Below are 12556 nucleotides of genomic sequence, written 5' to 3' on the forward strand. Positions count from 1 at the left end.
CATGTAACAATATAAGTATCGTGAAAATGAACGGGCGCTTCCGGCTCGGTGAACGATAGGTGCATCATGAAATACGACGTCATTATCATCGGCGGCAGCTATGCGGGCTTGTCCGCCGCCTTGCAGCTCGGGCGCGCCAGAAAAAACATCCTGGTGGTGGATGCGGGTGAGCGGAGAAACCGCTTCGCCAGCCATTCCCACGGTTTTCTCGGACAGGACGGCAAGGCCCCGGGCGACATCATCGCCGAGGCACGTCGCCAGATCGAGCACTACCCGACGATACACTTGGCAAAGGGCAGGGTGACGAATGCCGAAGGATCATTCGATGACTTCGTCATCGAGATCGATGGCAATCGCCGCGAAAGGGCGGCCAGACTAATCCTTGCCACAGGCGTTGCTGATGAACTGCCTGATATAGCCGGGCTGAAGGAACGCTGGGGCAGCGCCGTCTTCCATTGCCCCTATTGCCACGGATACGAACTGGATCAGGGCAGGATCGGCGTCGTCGCGGCCTCACCGCTGGCCATCCACCATGCACTGATGCTTCCGGACTGGGGTGAAACGACCTTTTTTACCAATGGTATATTCGTGCCGGATGCCGAACAGAATGCGCTTTTGTCAGCCCGGGGCGTTCGGGTGGAAAAAGAGCGTATCAGAGAGATCGCAGGGCATGCGGATGTCGTTCTTGCGGATGGGCGCAGCATTGCTTTGGCCGGTCTTTTCACGCAACCGAAATTGCGGATTGCCTCGGATTGGATCGAAAAGCTCGGTTGCACCGTGGAAGAGGGGCCGATGGGTTCAAGCATCGTGACGGATGCCATGAAACAGACGACAGCGCGCGGAATCTTCGCCTGCGGTGATGTGGCAAGGCCCGCCGGCTCGGTTGCTCTTTCCGTGGGCGATGGCGCCATGGCAGGGACTGCGGCTCACAGGTCGATCATGTTTCCGGAATGATCAGTGCGAAACAAGGCTCAGCCAGCGCCCCGGAGGCATGCCGAAGGCATTCTTGAAGTGGCGGGTAAAATGCGCCTGATCCGCAAAGCCGCAGGCAAACGCCGTTTCCGCAAGACCCGCACCTGCCCGCATCATGTCCTTGCATTTTTGCAGACGCCGCATGATGAGATAACGGTGCGGGCTCGTGCCAAACAGGGAGCGGAAGTGCCGAAAGAGCGTGAAGCGATCAAGCCCGCTTACTTGCTCCAGCTTCTCTGAGCTGACGGCAAGCGCGCTATTCTCCAGCAGGTAATCCCGGCAACGGAAAACGGCGATCCGGTCGAGCCGCTTGATGGTTCTCTGGTTTCCGTTCGAATGCTTCCAGAGCAGATCCGAAAGTCTCGATTGCCAGTCGGTCAGGAGCAGATTGTCCGGCTCGCCTTCGAGATTGCCGAGAGCCTCTATCAGGCATTGCCGGAACTCATCGTCTTCGATGACGGGATTTTTTGCAAATGGCAGCGCGTGAAATCCGGTCGCCACCTCCATAGTTTTTTCCGGCGGAAGGTAGAGCATACGGTAGCGCAGGCCTTCGTCGGTGCCGGCACTACCATCGTGAACTTCGTCCGGATGCAGCACGATAACCTTTCCGGGCGTGCTGAAATGCGATGTGCCACGATAGGAAAACGTCTGGACGCCGGAAAGCGTCACACCGAGCGCATAGGTGTCATGGCGATGCGGTGCATAGGCGTTGCCGTGAAAGCGCGCTTCGATGCGCTCGATACCTTCGCTGGAAGGAGCCTGCACGATCCCTTCGAATTTGCACGAACGTTCAAGATCGCTCGTACCCTGAGGGGCTAGGGTCGCTTCTCTTTCGTAACCACAGCCAGATTGAGTTCGCATGTTTGATACCAAGATCGCCGTCATCCTTCGTGATGACCTTGCCGTGTGGCAAAAACTGAACGTCACCGCATTTCTCATGTCCGGCATCGTCGCCCAGACCAGAGAGATCATCGGGGAACCATACCGCGACGGGGCGGGTAACGTCTACAATCCCCTGTCCGTCCAGCCGATAGTCGTCATGGCCACGGATCAGGAAGCACTGCGCAAAATCCATCAGCGATCCCTGGAACGCGAGGTCACGACATCGCTCTATATCGAGGAAATGTTCGCAACCGGTCATGATGTTGCCAACCGCCAGGTGTTTTCGGAATTTTCTCCCGACAATGCAAAGGTCGTCGGCATGGCGCTAAGGGCGGACAAGAAAATCGTCGACAAGATTACCAAGGGCGCGAAGCTGCATGCCTGAGCAGATGCCGTGAATGTAAAAAGGGAGGCCGTGAGCCTCCCTTGTCAAATCAGCGACGATTTAGCGGTCGCTTATTCGTCGTTCATCTTCAGCGCAGCGATGAAAGCTTCCTGCGGAATCTCCACCTTGCCGAACTGGCGCATGCGCTTTTTGCCTTCCTTCTGCTTGTCCAAAAGTTTGCGTTTACGCGTCGCATCGCCACCGTAGCACTTCGCCGTCACGTCCTTGCGCAGCGCGCGCACGGTTTCGCGGGCGATGACCTTGCCGCCGATGGCCGCCTGGATCGGGATCTGGAACATGTGCGGCGGAATGAGTTCCTTCAGCTTTTCGCACATGCCGCGTCCGCGCCGGTCAGCCGCCGAGCGGTGGACCAGCATGGAGAGTGCGTCCACCGGGTCGCCGTTCACAAGTATCGACATCTTGACGAGATCGCCTTCACGATAGTCGATGATGTTGTAGTCGAACGAGGCGTAACCCTTCGAGATGGATTTCAGCCGGTCGTAGAAATCGAACACCACCTCGTTGAGCGGCAATTCATAGGTGATCATCGCGCGGTTGCCGACATAGGTCAGTTCCGTCTGCAGCCCGCGCCGGTCCTGACAGAGTTTCAGGATACCACCGAGATATTCGTCGGGCGTCAGGATCGTCGCCTTGATCCACGGTTCGCGGATTTCCTTGATCTTCACGACATCAGGCATATCAGCCGGGTTGTGCAGTTCCTTCTCGGTGCCATCCGTCAGCGTCATTTCATAGACGACCGAAGGTGCTGTGGCGACGAGATCGAGATTGAACTCGCGCTCGAGGCGTTCCTGAATGATTTCAAGATGCAGCAGACCGAGGAAGCCGCAACGGAAACCGAAGCCGAGAGCGGCAGACGATTCCATTTCGAAGGAGAAGGAGGCGTCGTTGAGGCGAAGCTTGCCCACTGCCGCGCGCAGATCTTCGAAGTCGGCTGCATCAACAGGGAAGAGGCCGCAGAAAACCACGGGCTGCGCTGGCTTGAAGCCGGGCAGCGCCTGCGCCGTCGGGCGCTTGTCGTCAGTAATGGTATCGCCAACACGCGTATCGGCGACTTCCTTGATCGAGGCGGTGATGAAACCGATCTCGCCGGGGCCGAGGCTGTCGACATTGACCATCTTCGGGGTGAGCACGCCAACGCGCTCCACGCCGTATTTCGCGCCGGAACCCATCATCCGGATCTGCTGGCCCTTGGTCAGCACGCCGTCGATGACGCGCACGAGAACCATGACACCCAAATAGGTGTCGTACCAGCTGTCGACGAGCAGTGCCTTGAGCGGCCCGTTCTCGCCGACTTCGCTCTTCGGCGGTGGCAGGCGGTTGACGATGGCTTCGAGAACATCGGGGATGCCAAGCCCGGTCTTGGCCGAAATCAACACAGCTTCGGAAGCATCGATGCCGATTACTTCCTCGATCTGTTCCTTGATGCGGTCGGGCTCCGCGGCCGGCAGGTCGATCTTGTTCAAGACCGTCACCAGCTCGTGATTGTTGTCGATTGCCTGATAAACGTTGGCCAGCGTCTGGGCTTCCACACCCTGAGATGCGTCCACCACCAGCAACGAACCTTCGCAGGCCGAAAGCGAGCGGGACACTTCATAGGCAAAGTCGACGTGACCGGGCGTGTCGATGAGGTTCAGCACATAGGTTTCGCCGTTATTCGCCTTGTAGTGCAGGCGCACGGTCTGGGCCTTGATGGTGATGCCGCGCTCGCGTTCGATATCCATCGAATCGAGAACCTGTTCCGACATATCGCGCTCGGCAAGGCCGCCTGTCGACTGGATCAACCGGTCAGCCAGCGTCGATTTGCCGTGATCGATGTGGGCAACGATCGAGAAGTTGCGGATATGGTCCAGGGGCGTGCGGGTCGAATTTGTGCTCATGCCCCGCGCTATAGCAGGGGCTTCTCATGCCGCAAAGCGGGAATTTGGTTAAAAGCCCTTTAAAATGGGCTTTTCAGATCGCAAACTGCTCCGGCCAGTCGCGGCGGGTGGCCACTTGTCCCTCGGTTCTAAGCTTAGCCACGGCAGCAAGGTCGATATCGGCGATCAGCAACGTGCTGTGTGTCACCGCATCGCTTTCGCTTTCCGCGACGATACCCGATGCCGGCATGCCATAGTCGGAAGGCACGTAAAGTGCTGCGCGGCCACGATTTTCATCAACCGCGGGAGACCATGGAGCCTCACCCGCCGTGGGGGAGGAAAGGACGGCATATTGGTTTTCCAGCGCCCGCGCCTGCGCTCCGATGCGCACCCGGTAGGCGCCGGCCAGCGTATCGGTGCAACTGGGAGCGAGAACCAGTTCGACGCCAAGCTCGGCCAGCTTCCGGCCAAGCATCGGGAACTCGTTGTCGTAACAGATGAGGATGCCGAGCCTGCCGATCGGTGTCTCGAAGGCTTTCAGGCCCTCGATGCCGGCATGGATGTTCCATTGCTCCCGCTCGAAGCGCGTCATGATCTGCTTGTCCTGATACCCGATCAGTCCGTTGGGGCCGAACAGCCATGCGCGGTTGCGGAACTTGCCGTCCTTGTCCTTCACTGGCGCGCTGCCCGGCTGAAACAGGATTTGATGTTGCCGCGCCAGCTCTTCGCAAAGCTCGACCCATGAGGGGATGAGCGGCTGTATCTCTTCGATGGAGCGGCGCAGGTCCGAGCGCGCATCGGGCGGCAACTGCCCGGTCAACGTCATGGCCGAATATTCCGGCAAAAGCAGCAGCTCGGCGCCTTTTTCTTTCGCCTCGCGCACGATGGCGGAAAGATGGGCGGCATAGCCTTCCCATGTCTCGATGAGTTCGATGGCATATTGGCTCGCGGCGAGTTTCGTCATCTGTTTTCCTCTCCGGCAGCAATGGTCTTCATCCAGAACGACAGGGGTTTCGGGCTTTCGGTGCTCTCGTCGAGATCCCGCCAGCTGAAGCTGGTGTGCAATTCCGGGTGATGGCGATAGCCGCGTTTTTCCCAGAAGGTATTCAGCGGCACGTAGTCCAATGGCCGGCGCGGGTGGTCGGCGGGGCGCTCGACCGCGCAGAAGGTGCAGCAGTTGAAGCCGAGCTTGCTTGCATGCGCCTCCCGCTCCGCAAAGAACCGCACTCCGATGCCATGCCCGCGATAGCTGGGCAGAAGCACGCTTTCGCCGAAGTAAAATATCCGGTCCGGATCGTAGCCCGCCTTCAGGAAGGGCGCCTTCACCTCGTCGGTTTCCGCCGCCATCGGCATGCCGGTGGACATGCCCACCACGTGTGCGCCATCAAGCGCCAGCACGAAAACCGCGCCTTTCGTGTCGGCATAGGTGGCGAGATATTTGCGCTCGTAATCCAGCGATCCGTCATAGAGATAGGGAAAGGCGCGAAACACTTCGATCCGCAGGCGCGCAAGGTCATCGAAATAGGGCGCGGCCTCGATGCCGGAAAGAGACTTGATTTCGACGGTCATGGACATTTTCACTTTCGGTTGTACTGGTTATACCGTCATGGAAAACCCGCGCAAGCATTGAACGGAGAAGACGATGACCGCCACTGAGACCATCCGCGCCTATTACGATGCCTTCAACCGTCAGGACATGGATGCCTTTCTGGCGCTTCTTCACGACGAGGTGGTACATGACATCAATCAGGGCGAGCGCCAGACCGGAAAGGCGGCTTTTGCGTCCTTCATGCAGCACATGAATCGCTGCTATAAGGAAAACCTCACCGACATGGTCATCATGGCGAGCGAGGACGGCAAGCGCGCCTCTGCGGAATTCATCGTGAACGGCGAATACCTCGCAACCGATGAAGGCCTGCCGGAAGCCGATGGCCAGACATACGTCCTGCCAGCCGGTGCATTCTTTGACCTGAAGGATGGAAAAGTTAGTCGAGTAACGAACTACTATAATCTGAACGATTGGATCGCCCAGGTCGGTGCCTGATGCATCTTTGCCGCGCGCAGAACCCGCGGTAAAAGCGGTCGAAATTTCCATTATGATAGATATTGACTCCATCATGTGAGAATGTATTCTCGCATGATGGAAAACGAAGATCATATTCTCGAACGCTCTATCGGCGACCGGATCAAGACGTTGCGCGCCGAAAATGGCCTGACGCTGGACCGGCTCGCCGCCGAATCCGGCGTCAGCCGCGCCATGATTTCCCGCATCGAACGTGGCGAGGCGAGCCCCACGGCCTCGCTTCTTGCCCGCATCTGCGCAGCGCTCGGCCTGTCGCTCTCCGGCTTTTTCGCCGAAGACGAAGAGGCTGTTTCACCGCTGGTGAAAAAGCGTGACCAGCAGCTCTGGAAAGACCCGGAGACCGGTTATGTGCGCCGTGCCATCTCCCCGCCACGCGTCGGTTCCGATCTCGATATCGTCGAGGTCGAGTTCCCGGCGGGCGCACGGGTCGGTTTCCCACCGCATGCGGCAAGCCGCGGAATGACGCAATATGTCTGGCTTTTCGAAGGTGTGCTGGAGATGACGAGCGGTGGAGACGTGCACCGGCTGGAACCCGGCGATTGCCTTTTCATGCCGGTGGGTGAAGGACATGTCTTCCACAATCCCTCAGAAAAACCTGCCCGTTATGCCGTCGTGCTGGATCAAAGACAGCGCTGATTTTCCCCGACAGGAGTTATTAATGGCCACCATCCGCGTATTGAACCGGGCAGAGACGATCAATGTCTTGCCCGAACTTTGTGACGTTATCGCCGACTGCGTGAATGGCGGCGCGTCTGTCGGTTTCATGCTGCCTTTCTCCCCTAAAGATGCCGAGCCGTTCTGGCAGGATGTAGCCGATGCCGTGGAAGCAGGCGGTACCATTCATGTGGTGGCGGAAGTGAACGATAAAGTGGTGGGCACGGTGCAGGTCGGTCTGGCCTCCAAGCCCAACCAGCCACATCGCGGTGATCTGATGAAACTTCTTGTGCATCGGTCGGCACGCGGGCTGGGACTTGCACGAAAGCTCATGGAAAAGGTGGAGCAGGAAGCGGCAAAACGTGGCCGTACCCTTTTGGTGCTGGATACGGCCACGGGAAGCGATGCGGAAGCAATTTATCCCCGTCTTGGCTGGGAACGCGTCGGCGTCATCCCCGATTATGCGCTTTTTCCCGACGGGCGTTATTGCGGCACGACCCTGTTTTACAAAAGGATCGGCTAGGTTCTTCTGGTTATTGACCCGGCTTCAGCGTGCGGTTGAAGGCGGTGACGATCATCGTTTCCAGCTGTGCATGAATATCCTTACGGTCGCGGGGCCCGGCCGGTTCGCAGATCGGATCGCGCTCGCCAACGGATTTGAGAAACGCGTCGGCATCCGGCTTGCAAAGGGGCAGGAAGCTGAAATGGTTGGCCTCGTCGACCTGTTGGTAAGTAGAGGCTGGCACTTGTGCTGCAAGCGCGTCGGCAAGCACGGCGGGCGGTATTTTACCTTCGCTGCCAAGATTGATGAAGGTCAGCGGAATATCGATTTGTCTGAGGCTGTCCGGCTGGAACGCCAGCGCCAGACCCGGATCGACCAACACGGCGGAACGGATGCGTGGATCGCGGTTCTGCTGCTCGAAACGGGCCTTGTCGAGGGTTCTGAGATCGAGCTTCGGCACGCTGACCGGCTCGTTATTGACATAGGCCCGGCCGCCGGCAAACCACTGGCAATCTGGCATCGTTGTATAGTCTTCGCAATAACGCGCATAGGCGCCGAGATCAGCGCGGGCGCCAGCAATTTCCATTCCGGCGCTGCCGCCCAGCGAAAAGCCGAGGACGCCAATCCTGCCCCCATCGATGGAGGCGAACCATTTGTCGTGTGTCGTGAGCGCCGTGGCGATCGTGGAAAGATCGCCGGTCCGCTCCCAGATTTTCGGCGTATTGGCCGGCGTGGAATCGCCGCTGGTCGTGCCTGGATGGTTGGTGCCAGCGACGATGAAACCCTCACTCGCAAGTTTCGAGGCGATCCAAGCCATGCTGCGCACGCTGGCACCGGAGCCATGGGAGAGAAGTACCAGCGGAAGACGGCCAGGCTGCACCGCAGCGTCCTTGAAGGCGGGTGTGCCTTGAAAAATCCGGTCCTCCCCGGAAAGCACCTGTGTGCCTTTACCATCGGATGGATACCAGATCGTCACGCCAAGCTCCTCGCCCCGTTCGGCCGAATGGATGGCGATGTCGCTGACTCCGACGGCCTCGCCCGCGAAAAGAGGTTGGATGGCGAGAGCTGAAAACAGAAAGGTCGTGATGGTCGTAAAGGTGCGCATGAAAACCTCTTGCGGTGAAAAGAACGAGATGCAGTCTGCGCCGTTACCGGTTTTTTGCGTCCTTGATCGCGTTTGAGGTCGTACCGAAACGCGATCTGGTCCATGACTGGGCAAAATAAGGTCTCGCTTAGGGGATATCGTTCGTGCTGTTCATTCCGCTGCCTTTTGTCGTGGCGCTTCTGCTGGTCGTCATGTTCATCGTCTTCCTGCGAAGCGGAGACGACGTGCGGACGAACCGGGCCTTTCTGGCGTCCATTGCCCTTTGTGCCGTGCAATCCGTTCTCGTCGGACTGCGTTGGGGTTATGGCATCAGCGAAATGCGCTATGCTCTGCCGATCCTTGCCGCCTGCCTGCCGCCTCTTATCTACATTGCCTTTCGCGGATTGATGGGGGCGGGGGTAGAGAGCCGCAGGGTGATGCTCGCCAGTCTGGCCTTGTCACCATTGTTGATCGTCGTGCTGGAATTTGCCTTGCCCGCTGCGATCGACCTCGCGCTGATCGTCATCTTTGTCGGATACGCCGTCGCCCTGCTTCTTCTAGGAAGAAAGGGGCCGGATGGGCTGGATGAGGCGCAATTCGCCAGCGTCGCCTCGGCGCACCGGGCGCTGATTATCGCTGCCATGGCCCTGTGCGTTTCCGCCCTGTTCGATCTTCTGGTGTTTTTCGATTTCGAATGGGCGCATGGGCAAAATGTTGCAGCGCTCGTCAGCAATGCCAATCTTTTAGGATTGTTGTTGATTGGTCTCATGGCCGCATTGGCCGGCGAGAGCAAGGCACCGCAAACGGCCATGGATCCGGTCGCGGAATTGCCGCCGCCGGAGCCATCCGAACAGGACCGCGACATCATTGCAAGGGTCGATCGGCTGATGGCGGCGCAGGCGCTTTACCGCGATGAGAACCTAAACCTGTCACGGCTCGCAAAACGTCTCGGTCTGCCGAGTCGGCAAATCTCGGGCGCCATCAATCGCTCGCTCGGCGTCAATGTCTCGCAATATGTCAACCAGTTGCGCATCCGCGAAGCCTGCCGGTTGCTGGAGGAGACGGATCAGTCGGTCACTGCGATCATGCTGTCTTCCGGCTTTCAGACCAAATCCAACTTCAACCGGGAATTTCGCCGCGTTACCGGCATGAGCCCAGTGGACTGGCGTGAACGCGAAGTGTGGAAGCTGGTATCGAATACAAAAACGGCCACCCGGCAGATGCCGGATGGCCGTTTGAAGATACTGAAATGAGGATCAGAGCGTGCCGTTGCGCTGCTGGATCATCATATAGGTGTCATAGGTATATTCGGCGATCTGTGCCCAGAGATAGGCGTCCTTCTTGAACGCCTGCTGGCTTTCGTAGATCTTCTTGAAGCTTTCGTTCTTGGCCGAAATCTCCGCATAGGTGTCCTGTGCCGCCTTGTGGCAAACGTCGAGGATTTCCTGGCTGAACGGCCGCAGGATGGCGCCCTGTGCCACGAGTTCCTTCAGAGCCTTCGGATTGCGCGCGTCATAACGCTCCAGCATGCTGGCGCTGCCGGCGGCGCAGGCGTCTTTCAGAATACGCTTGTAGTTTTCCGGCAACTCGTTGAACTTCTGCAGGTTCACGAAAGCATGAACGGCCGGGCCACCTTCCCACCATGCGGGGTAGTAGTAATATTTCGCAACCTTGTAGAAGCCGAGCTTCTGGTCGTCATAAGGACCGACGAATTCGGTGGCATCGATGGTGCCCTTTTCCAGAGCGGCGTAGACATCGCCGCCGGCGATCTGCTGCGGTGTCACGCCAACCTTCTGCATCACCTGGCCGGTCAGGCCGGCAATGCGCATTTTCAAGCCCTTCAGGTCATCGATGGTGTTGATTTCCTTGCGGAACCAGCCGCCCATCTGGGCGCCGGTATTGCCGAGCAGGATCGAGTAGATATTATGCTGGGCAAGAAACTCATTGAGCAACTCGTTGCCGCCCGCCTGGTTGAACCATGCATTCGTCTGGCGTGCATTGAGACCGAAGGGAACCGAGGTCCCGAGCGCGAAGGTCGGATCCTTGCCGACATAGTAGTACGAGCAGGTATGCGCCATTTCGACGGTTCCGGCCGTCACCGCATCCGCTGCCTGCAGCGCCGGCACGATTTCGCCACCGGCGAAATGCTGGATGACGAAGTTGCCGCCGGATGCTTCCTTGACATGATCGGCGACGATCTGGCCGGCACCGAATAGAATGTCGAGGCCCTTGGTGAATGACGACGTCATGCGCCAGGTGATTTTGGGGTTTTCCTGCGCAATGGCCGGAGCGGCCAGCACGGTTGCGGTAACACCGGCGCCAACAGCGCCCGCCTTGCGAATAAATGATCTGCGATCCATGTCGATAAGCCCTGATATGTCTGCATATTACAGGCGAACCGTACGGTACGCCTCCCACTGGCTACTAAACATTTATCCTTGCGGCCATCAAGGGGAATATTTGAACTTGCCGGGCCTGCGATCATCGCCCGGATGGGGCTACGGATGCATGCGTTTTAACGCCGGATCATCCATTGCAGGATTGTAAAACAGCGAAAGCGTCAGGCTTTTTGCGATGCGTTCCGCAGTTTCCATGAACCAGCTATGGGCTTGTGGGCTCGGCGCGATATCGTCAAGGGTGGCCGAAAAAAGCGCCAGCCATTGCGGGAACAGTTCCGCAGACATGCCTTTTACGCCAAGATGCGCCTGCACCGGCTTGCCGCCGTAGCCGCCATTCTTGAAGGCGACGGCCGCCCAGAACTGTTTCATCCTGGCCATATGCTCCGGCCAGCGCCCGGAAAGCCGCGCATCGAAGACAGGGCCGAGCGTAGGATGTTCCAGAACACGGCCGTAAAATGTCTCGACCAGCAGGTCGACGAAACCGGCGTCGATGCCGATAGCCGCCATGGCCTTTTCCGCCCTGTTCTGAATTTCCGCGTTGTGGGCGGCCTTTGCCGCGATCTGGTCCTGCATTGTGCTTCCTTTTGCGGCAGAACCTACGTGGCTCTTCAACACTCCGCAATGCGACCCTTTGGCATATTAGAATAATTCTAAAAGGCTTGATTGTGACGTGATCGGGATGTATTTAGATTTATTCTAAAGAGGTTCCAGCCATGTTCCGTAGTCTTTTTTCCCTGTCCAAACGCCCGTTCTCCTCGCTTGGCGAACAGGAAATCCTCGCACTCGCAATCTCGTCCGAAGAGGACGATTCCCGCATCTACCGCTCCTATGCCGATCATCTGCGCGCGCAATATCCGCAATCCGCAAAAGTCTTCGATGATATGGCCGAGGTGGAGCAGCAGCATCGAAACGTGCTGATCGACATGCACCGCAGGCGATTTGGGGAAACGATCCCCCTGATCCGCCGTGAGCATGTGCGTGGCTTTTACGAGCGCACGCCGGACTGGCTGGTGAAGAACCTGTCGCTCGACAAAATTCGTGCGCAGGCGGAATTGATGGAGGCCCAGGCGATCCGTTTTTACGAGGAGGCTGTCAAGCGCACCGGCGATGCCTCGACCCGCAAGCTGCTCGGCGATCTGGCCGAGGCGGAGCGTGGTCACGAAGACATCGCGCAGATGCTGGAAGAGAAACATCTCGACGAAAACGGCAAGACAGAAGAGGCGGAAACCGCAAAGCGGCAATTTCTTCTGACCTTTGTGCAGCCGGGTCTTGCGGGACTGATGGATGGCTCAGTGTCGACGCTGGCGCCGATCTTCGCAGCCGCCTTCGCCACGCAGGATACGTGGCAAACCTTCCTGATCGGCCTTTCGGCCTCCGTTGGCGCGGGTATTTCCATGGGCTTCACCGAGGCGGCCCATGATGATGGCAAGCTTTCCGGTCGTGGCTCTCCGGTAAAGCGCGGTCTCGCCTCAGGCATCATGACGGCTGTTGGTGGCCTTGGTCATGCGCTGCCCTATCTCATTCCGCATTTCTGGACAGCCACGGCCATCGCCGCCGTCGTCGTCTTCGTGGAACTCTGGGCCATCGCCTTTATTCAGAACCGTTTCATGGAAACGCCGTTCCTGCGGGCAGTGTTTCAGGTCGTGCTCGGCGGTTCGCTGGTGCTGGCCGCCGGCATCATCATCGGCAACGCCTAATGAATAAGAAAGCCCGCAGCG

General features: G+C 58.4%; 14 protein-coding genes. 7 read left to right on the plus strand and 7 right to left on the minus strand.

Annotated elements, in window-relative coordinates; translation table 11 throughout:
- Positions 1 to 66 precede the first annotated feature (66 nt).
- The gene (locus CRO62_RS18805) at positions 67 to 954 is read left to right on the plus strand and encodes an NAD(P)/FAD-dependent oxidoreductase (RefSeq protein WP_097101154.1); all 888 of its coding nucleotides are present in this window, start codon (positions 67 to 69) and stop codon (positions 952 to 954) included.
- Here CRO62_RS18805 and CRO62_RS18810 read toward each other — a convergent pair whose 3' ends face one another.
- Positions 955 to 1737, minus strand: coding sequence for an AraC family transcriptional regulator (locus tag CRO62_RS18810; protein ID WP_179784651.1), 783 nt, complete (start codon positions 1735 to 1737; stop codon positions 955 to 957).
- Positions 1738 to 1831: 94 nt separating this feature from the next.
- Here CRO62_RS18810 and CRO62_RS18815 point away from each other — a divergent pair, with 94 nt between their 5' ends.
- On the plus strand, positions 1832 to 2239 hold the full coding sequence (locus tag CRO62_RS18815) for a DUF2000 family protein (protein ID WP_003514594.1): 408 nt from the start codon (positions 1832 to 1834) through the stop codon (positions 2237 to 2239).
- Positions 2240 to 2310: 71 nt separating this feature from the next.
- Here the strand turns inward: CRO62_RS18815 and lepA are convergent, their stop codons facing one another.
- The 3 genes from lepA to CRO62_RS18830 all read right to left on the minus strand — a co-directional run bounded on the left by lepA (position 2311) and on the right by CRO62_RS18830 (position 5685).
- Positions 2311 to 4149 (minus strand): translation elongation factor 4, encoded by a 1839-nt coding sequence (gene lepA, locus CRO62_RS18820; RefSeq protein ID WP_025592156.1) that lies wholly within the window; start codon positions 4147 to 4149, stop codon positions 2311 to 2313.
- Positions 4150 to 4210: 61 nt separating this feature from the next.
- Positions 4211 to 5080 carry a carbon-nitrogen hydrolase family protein gene (locus CRO62_RS18825; RefSeq protein ID WP_097101155.1) on the minus strand — a complete coding sequence of 290 codons (870 nt, stop codon included), beginning with the start codon at positions 5078 to 5080 and terminating at the stop codon, positions 4211 to 4213.
- Positions 5077 to 5685 carry a GNAT family N-acetyltransferase gene (locus CRO62_RS18830; RefSeq protein WP_179784573.1) on the minus strand — a complete coding sequence of 203 codons (609 nt, stop codon included), beginning with the start codon at positions 5683 to 5685 and terminating at the stop codon, positions 5077 to 5079. The genes CRO62_RS18825 and CRO62_RS18830 overlap by 4 nt, the downstream gene beginning before the upstream one ends.
- 73 nt (positions 5686 to 5758) lie before the next feature.
- Here CRO62_RS18830 and CRO62_RS18835 point away from each other — a divergent pair, with 73 nt between their 5' ends.
- The 3 genes from CRO62_RS18835 (at position 5759) to CRO62_RS18845 (ending at position 7376) form a co-directional block, all read left to right on the plus strand.
- Positions 5759 to 6160 carry a ketosteroid isomerase-related protein gene (locus tag CRO62_RS18835; protein WP_097101157.1) on the plus strand — a complete coding sequence of 134 codons (402 nt, stop codon included), beginning with the start codon at positions 5759 to 5761 and terminating at the stop codon, positions 6158 to 6160.
- 93 nt (positions 6161 to 6253) lie between these two features.
- Complete coding sequence (locus CRO62_RS18840) at positions 6254 to 6835, plus strand: helix-turn-helix domain-containing protein (RefSeq protein ID WP_097101158.1); 582 nt, start codon at positions 6254 to 6256, stop codon at positions 6833 to 6835.
- Positions 6836 to 6857: 22 nt separating this feature from the next.
- Positions 6858 to 7376 (plus strand): GNAT family N-acetyltransferase, encoded by a 519-nt coding sequence (locus CRO62_RS18845; protein ID WP_097101159.1) that lies wholly within the window; start codon positions 6858 to 6860, stop codon positions 7374 to 7376.
- Positions 7377 to 7386: 10 nt separating this feature from the next.
- On the opposite strand, the gene CRO62_RS18850 is transcribed toward CRO62_RS18845, so the two are convergent.
- A complete protein-coding gene (locus CRO62_RS18850; protein WP_097101160.1) occupies positions 7387 to 8460 on the minus strand; it encodes an alpha/beta hydrolase family protein in 1074 nt (357 codons plus the stop codon).
- A 143-nt stretch (positions 8461 to 8603) separates the two neighbouring features.
- Between CRO62_RS18850 and CRO62_RS18855 the strand changes: the two genes are divergently transcribed.
- Positions 8604 to 9692 carry a helix-turn-helix domain-containing protein gene (locus CRO62_RS18855; protein ID WP_179784574.1) on the plus strand — a complete coding sequence of 363 codons (1089 nt, stop codon included), beginning with the start codon at positions 8604 to 8606 and terminating at the stop codon, positions 9690 to 9692.
- Between the two features lie 3 nt (positions 9693 to 9695).
- Here the strand turns inward: CRO62_RS18855 and CRO62_RS18860 are convergent, their stop codons facing one another.
- Together CRO62_RS18860 and CRO62_RS18865 are read right to left on the minus strand one after the other, a co-directional pair.
- Complete coding sequence (locus CRO62_RS18860; RefSeq protein WP_003514611.1) at positions 9696 to 10799, minus strand: TRAP transporter substrate-binding protein; 1104 nt, start codon at positions 10797 to 10799, stop codon at positions 9696 to 9698.
- 138 nt (positions 10800 to 10937) lie between these two features.
- Positions 10938 to 11411, minus strand: coding sequence for a group III truncated hemoglobin (locus tag CRO62_RS18865; RefSeq protein WP_097101164.1), 474 nt, complete (start codon positions 11409 to 11411; stop codon positions 10938 to 10940).
- 140 nt (positions 11412 to 11551) lie between these two features.
- On the opposite strand from CRO62_RS18865, the gene mbfA reads away from it, so the two are divergent.
- A complete protein-coding gene (gene mbfA, locus CRO62_RS18870) occupies positions 11552 to 12535 on the plus strand; it encodes an iron exporter MbfA (protein WP_097101166.1) in 984 nt (327 codons plus the stop codon).
- Positions 12536 to 12556 lie beyond the last annotated feature (21 nt).

The sequence above is a fragment of the Rhizobium sp. AN6A genome, assembly GCF_900215635.1.
In the GTDB taxonomy this organism is placed as follows: domain Bacteria; phylum Pseudomonadota; class Alphaproteobacteria; order Rhizobiales; family Rhizobiaceae; genus Agrobacterium; species Agrobacterium tumefaciens.

Bases quoted from the DNA above. Each gene is read 5' to 3' on its own strand.
- CRO62_RS18825 (WP_097101155.1), bottom strand. From the start codon at position 5,080: ATGACGAAACTCGCCGCGAGCCAATATGCCATCGAACTCATCGAGACA.
- CRO62_RS18835 (WP_097101157.1), top strand. From the start codon at position 5,759: ATGACCGCCACTGAGACCATCCGCGCCTATTACGATGCCTTCAACCGT.
- CRO62_RS18850 (WP_097101160.1), bottom strand. From the start codon at position 8,460: ATGCGCACCTTTACGACCATCACGACCTTTCTGTTTTCAGCTCTCGCC.
- CRO62_RS18865 (WP_097101164.1), bottom strand. From the start codon at position 11,411: ATGCAGGACCAGATCGCGGCAAAGGCCGCCCACAACGCGGAAATTCAG.
- CRO62_RS18830 (WP_179784573.1), bottom strand. From the start codon at position 5,685: ATGACCGTCGAAATCAAGTCTCTTTCCGGCATCGAGGCCGCGCCCTAT.
- CRO62_RS18845 (WP_097101159.1), top strand. From the start codon at position 6,858: ATGGCCACCATCCGCGTATTGAACCGGGCAGAGACGATCAATGTCTTG.
- CRO62_RS18840 (WP_097101158.1), top strand. From the start codon at position 6,254: ATGATGGAAAACGAAGATCATATTCTCGAACGCTCTATCGGCGACCGG.
- CRO62_RS18805 (WP_097101154.1), top strand. From the start codon at position 67: ATGAAATACGACGTCATTATCATCGGCGGCAGCTATGCGGGCTTGTCC.
- CRO62_RS18860 (WP_003514611.1), bottom strand. From the start codon at position 10,799: ATGGATCGCAGATCATTTATTCGCAAGGCGGGCGCTGTTGGCGCCGGT.
- mbfA (WP_097101166.1), top strand. From the start codon at position 11,552: ATGTTCCGTAGTCTTTTTTCCCTGTCCAAACGCCCGTTCTCCTCGCTT.
- CRO62_RS18815 (WP_003514594.1), top strand. From the start codon at position 1,832: ATGTTTGATACCAAGATCGCCGTCATCCTTCGTGATGACCTTGCCGTG.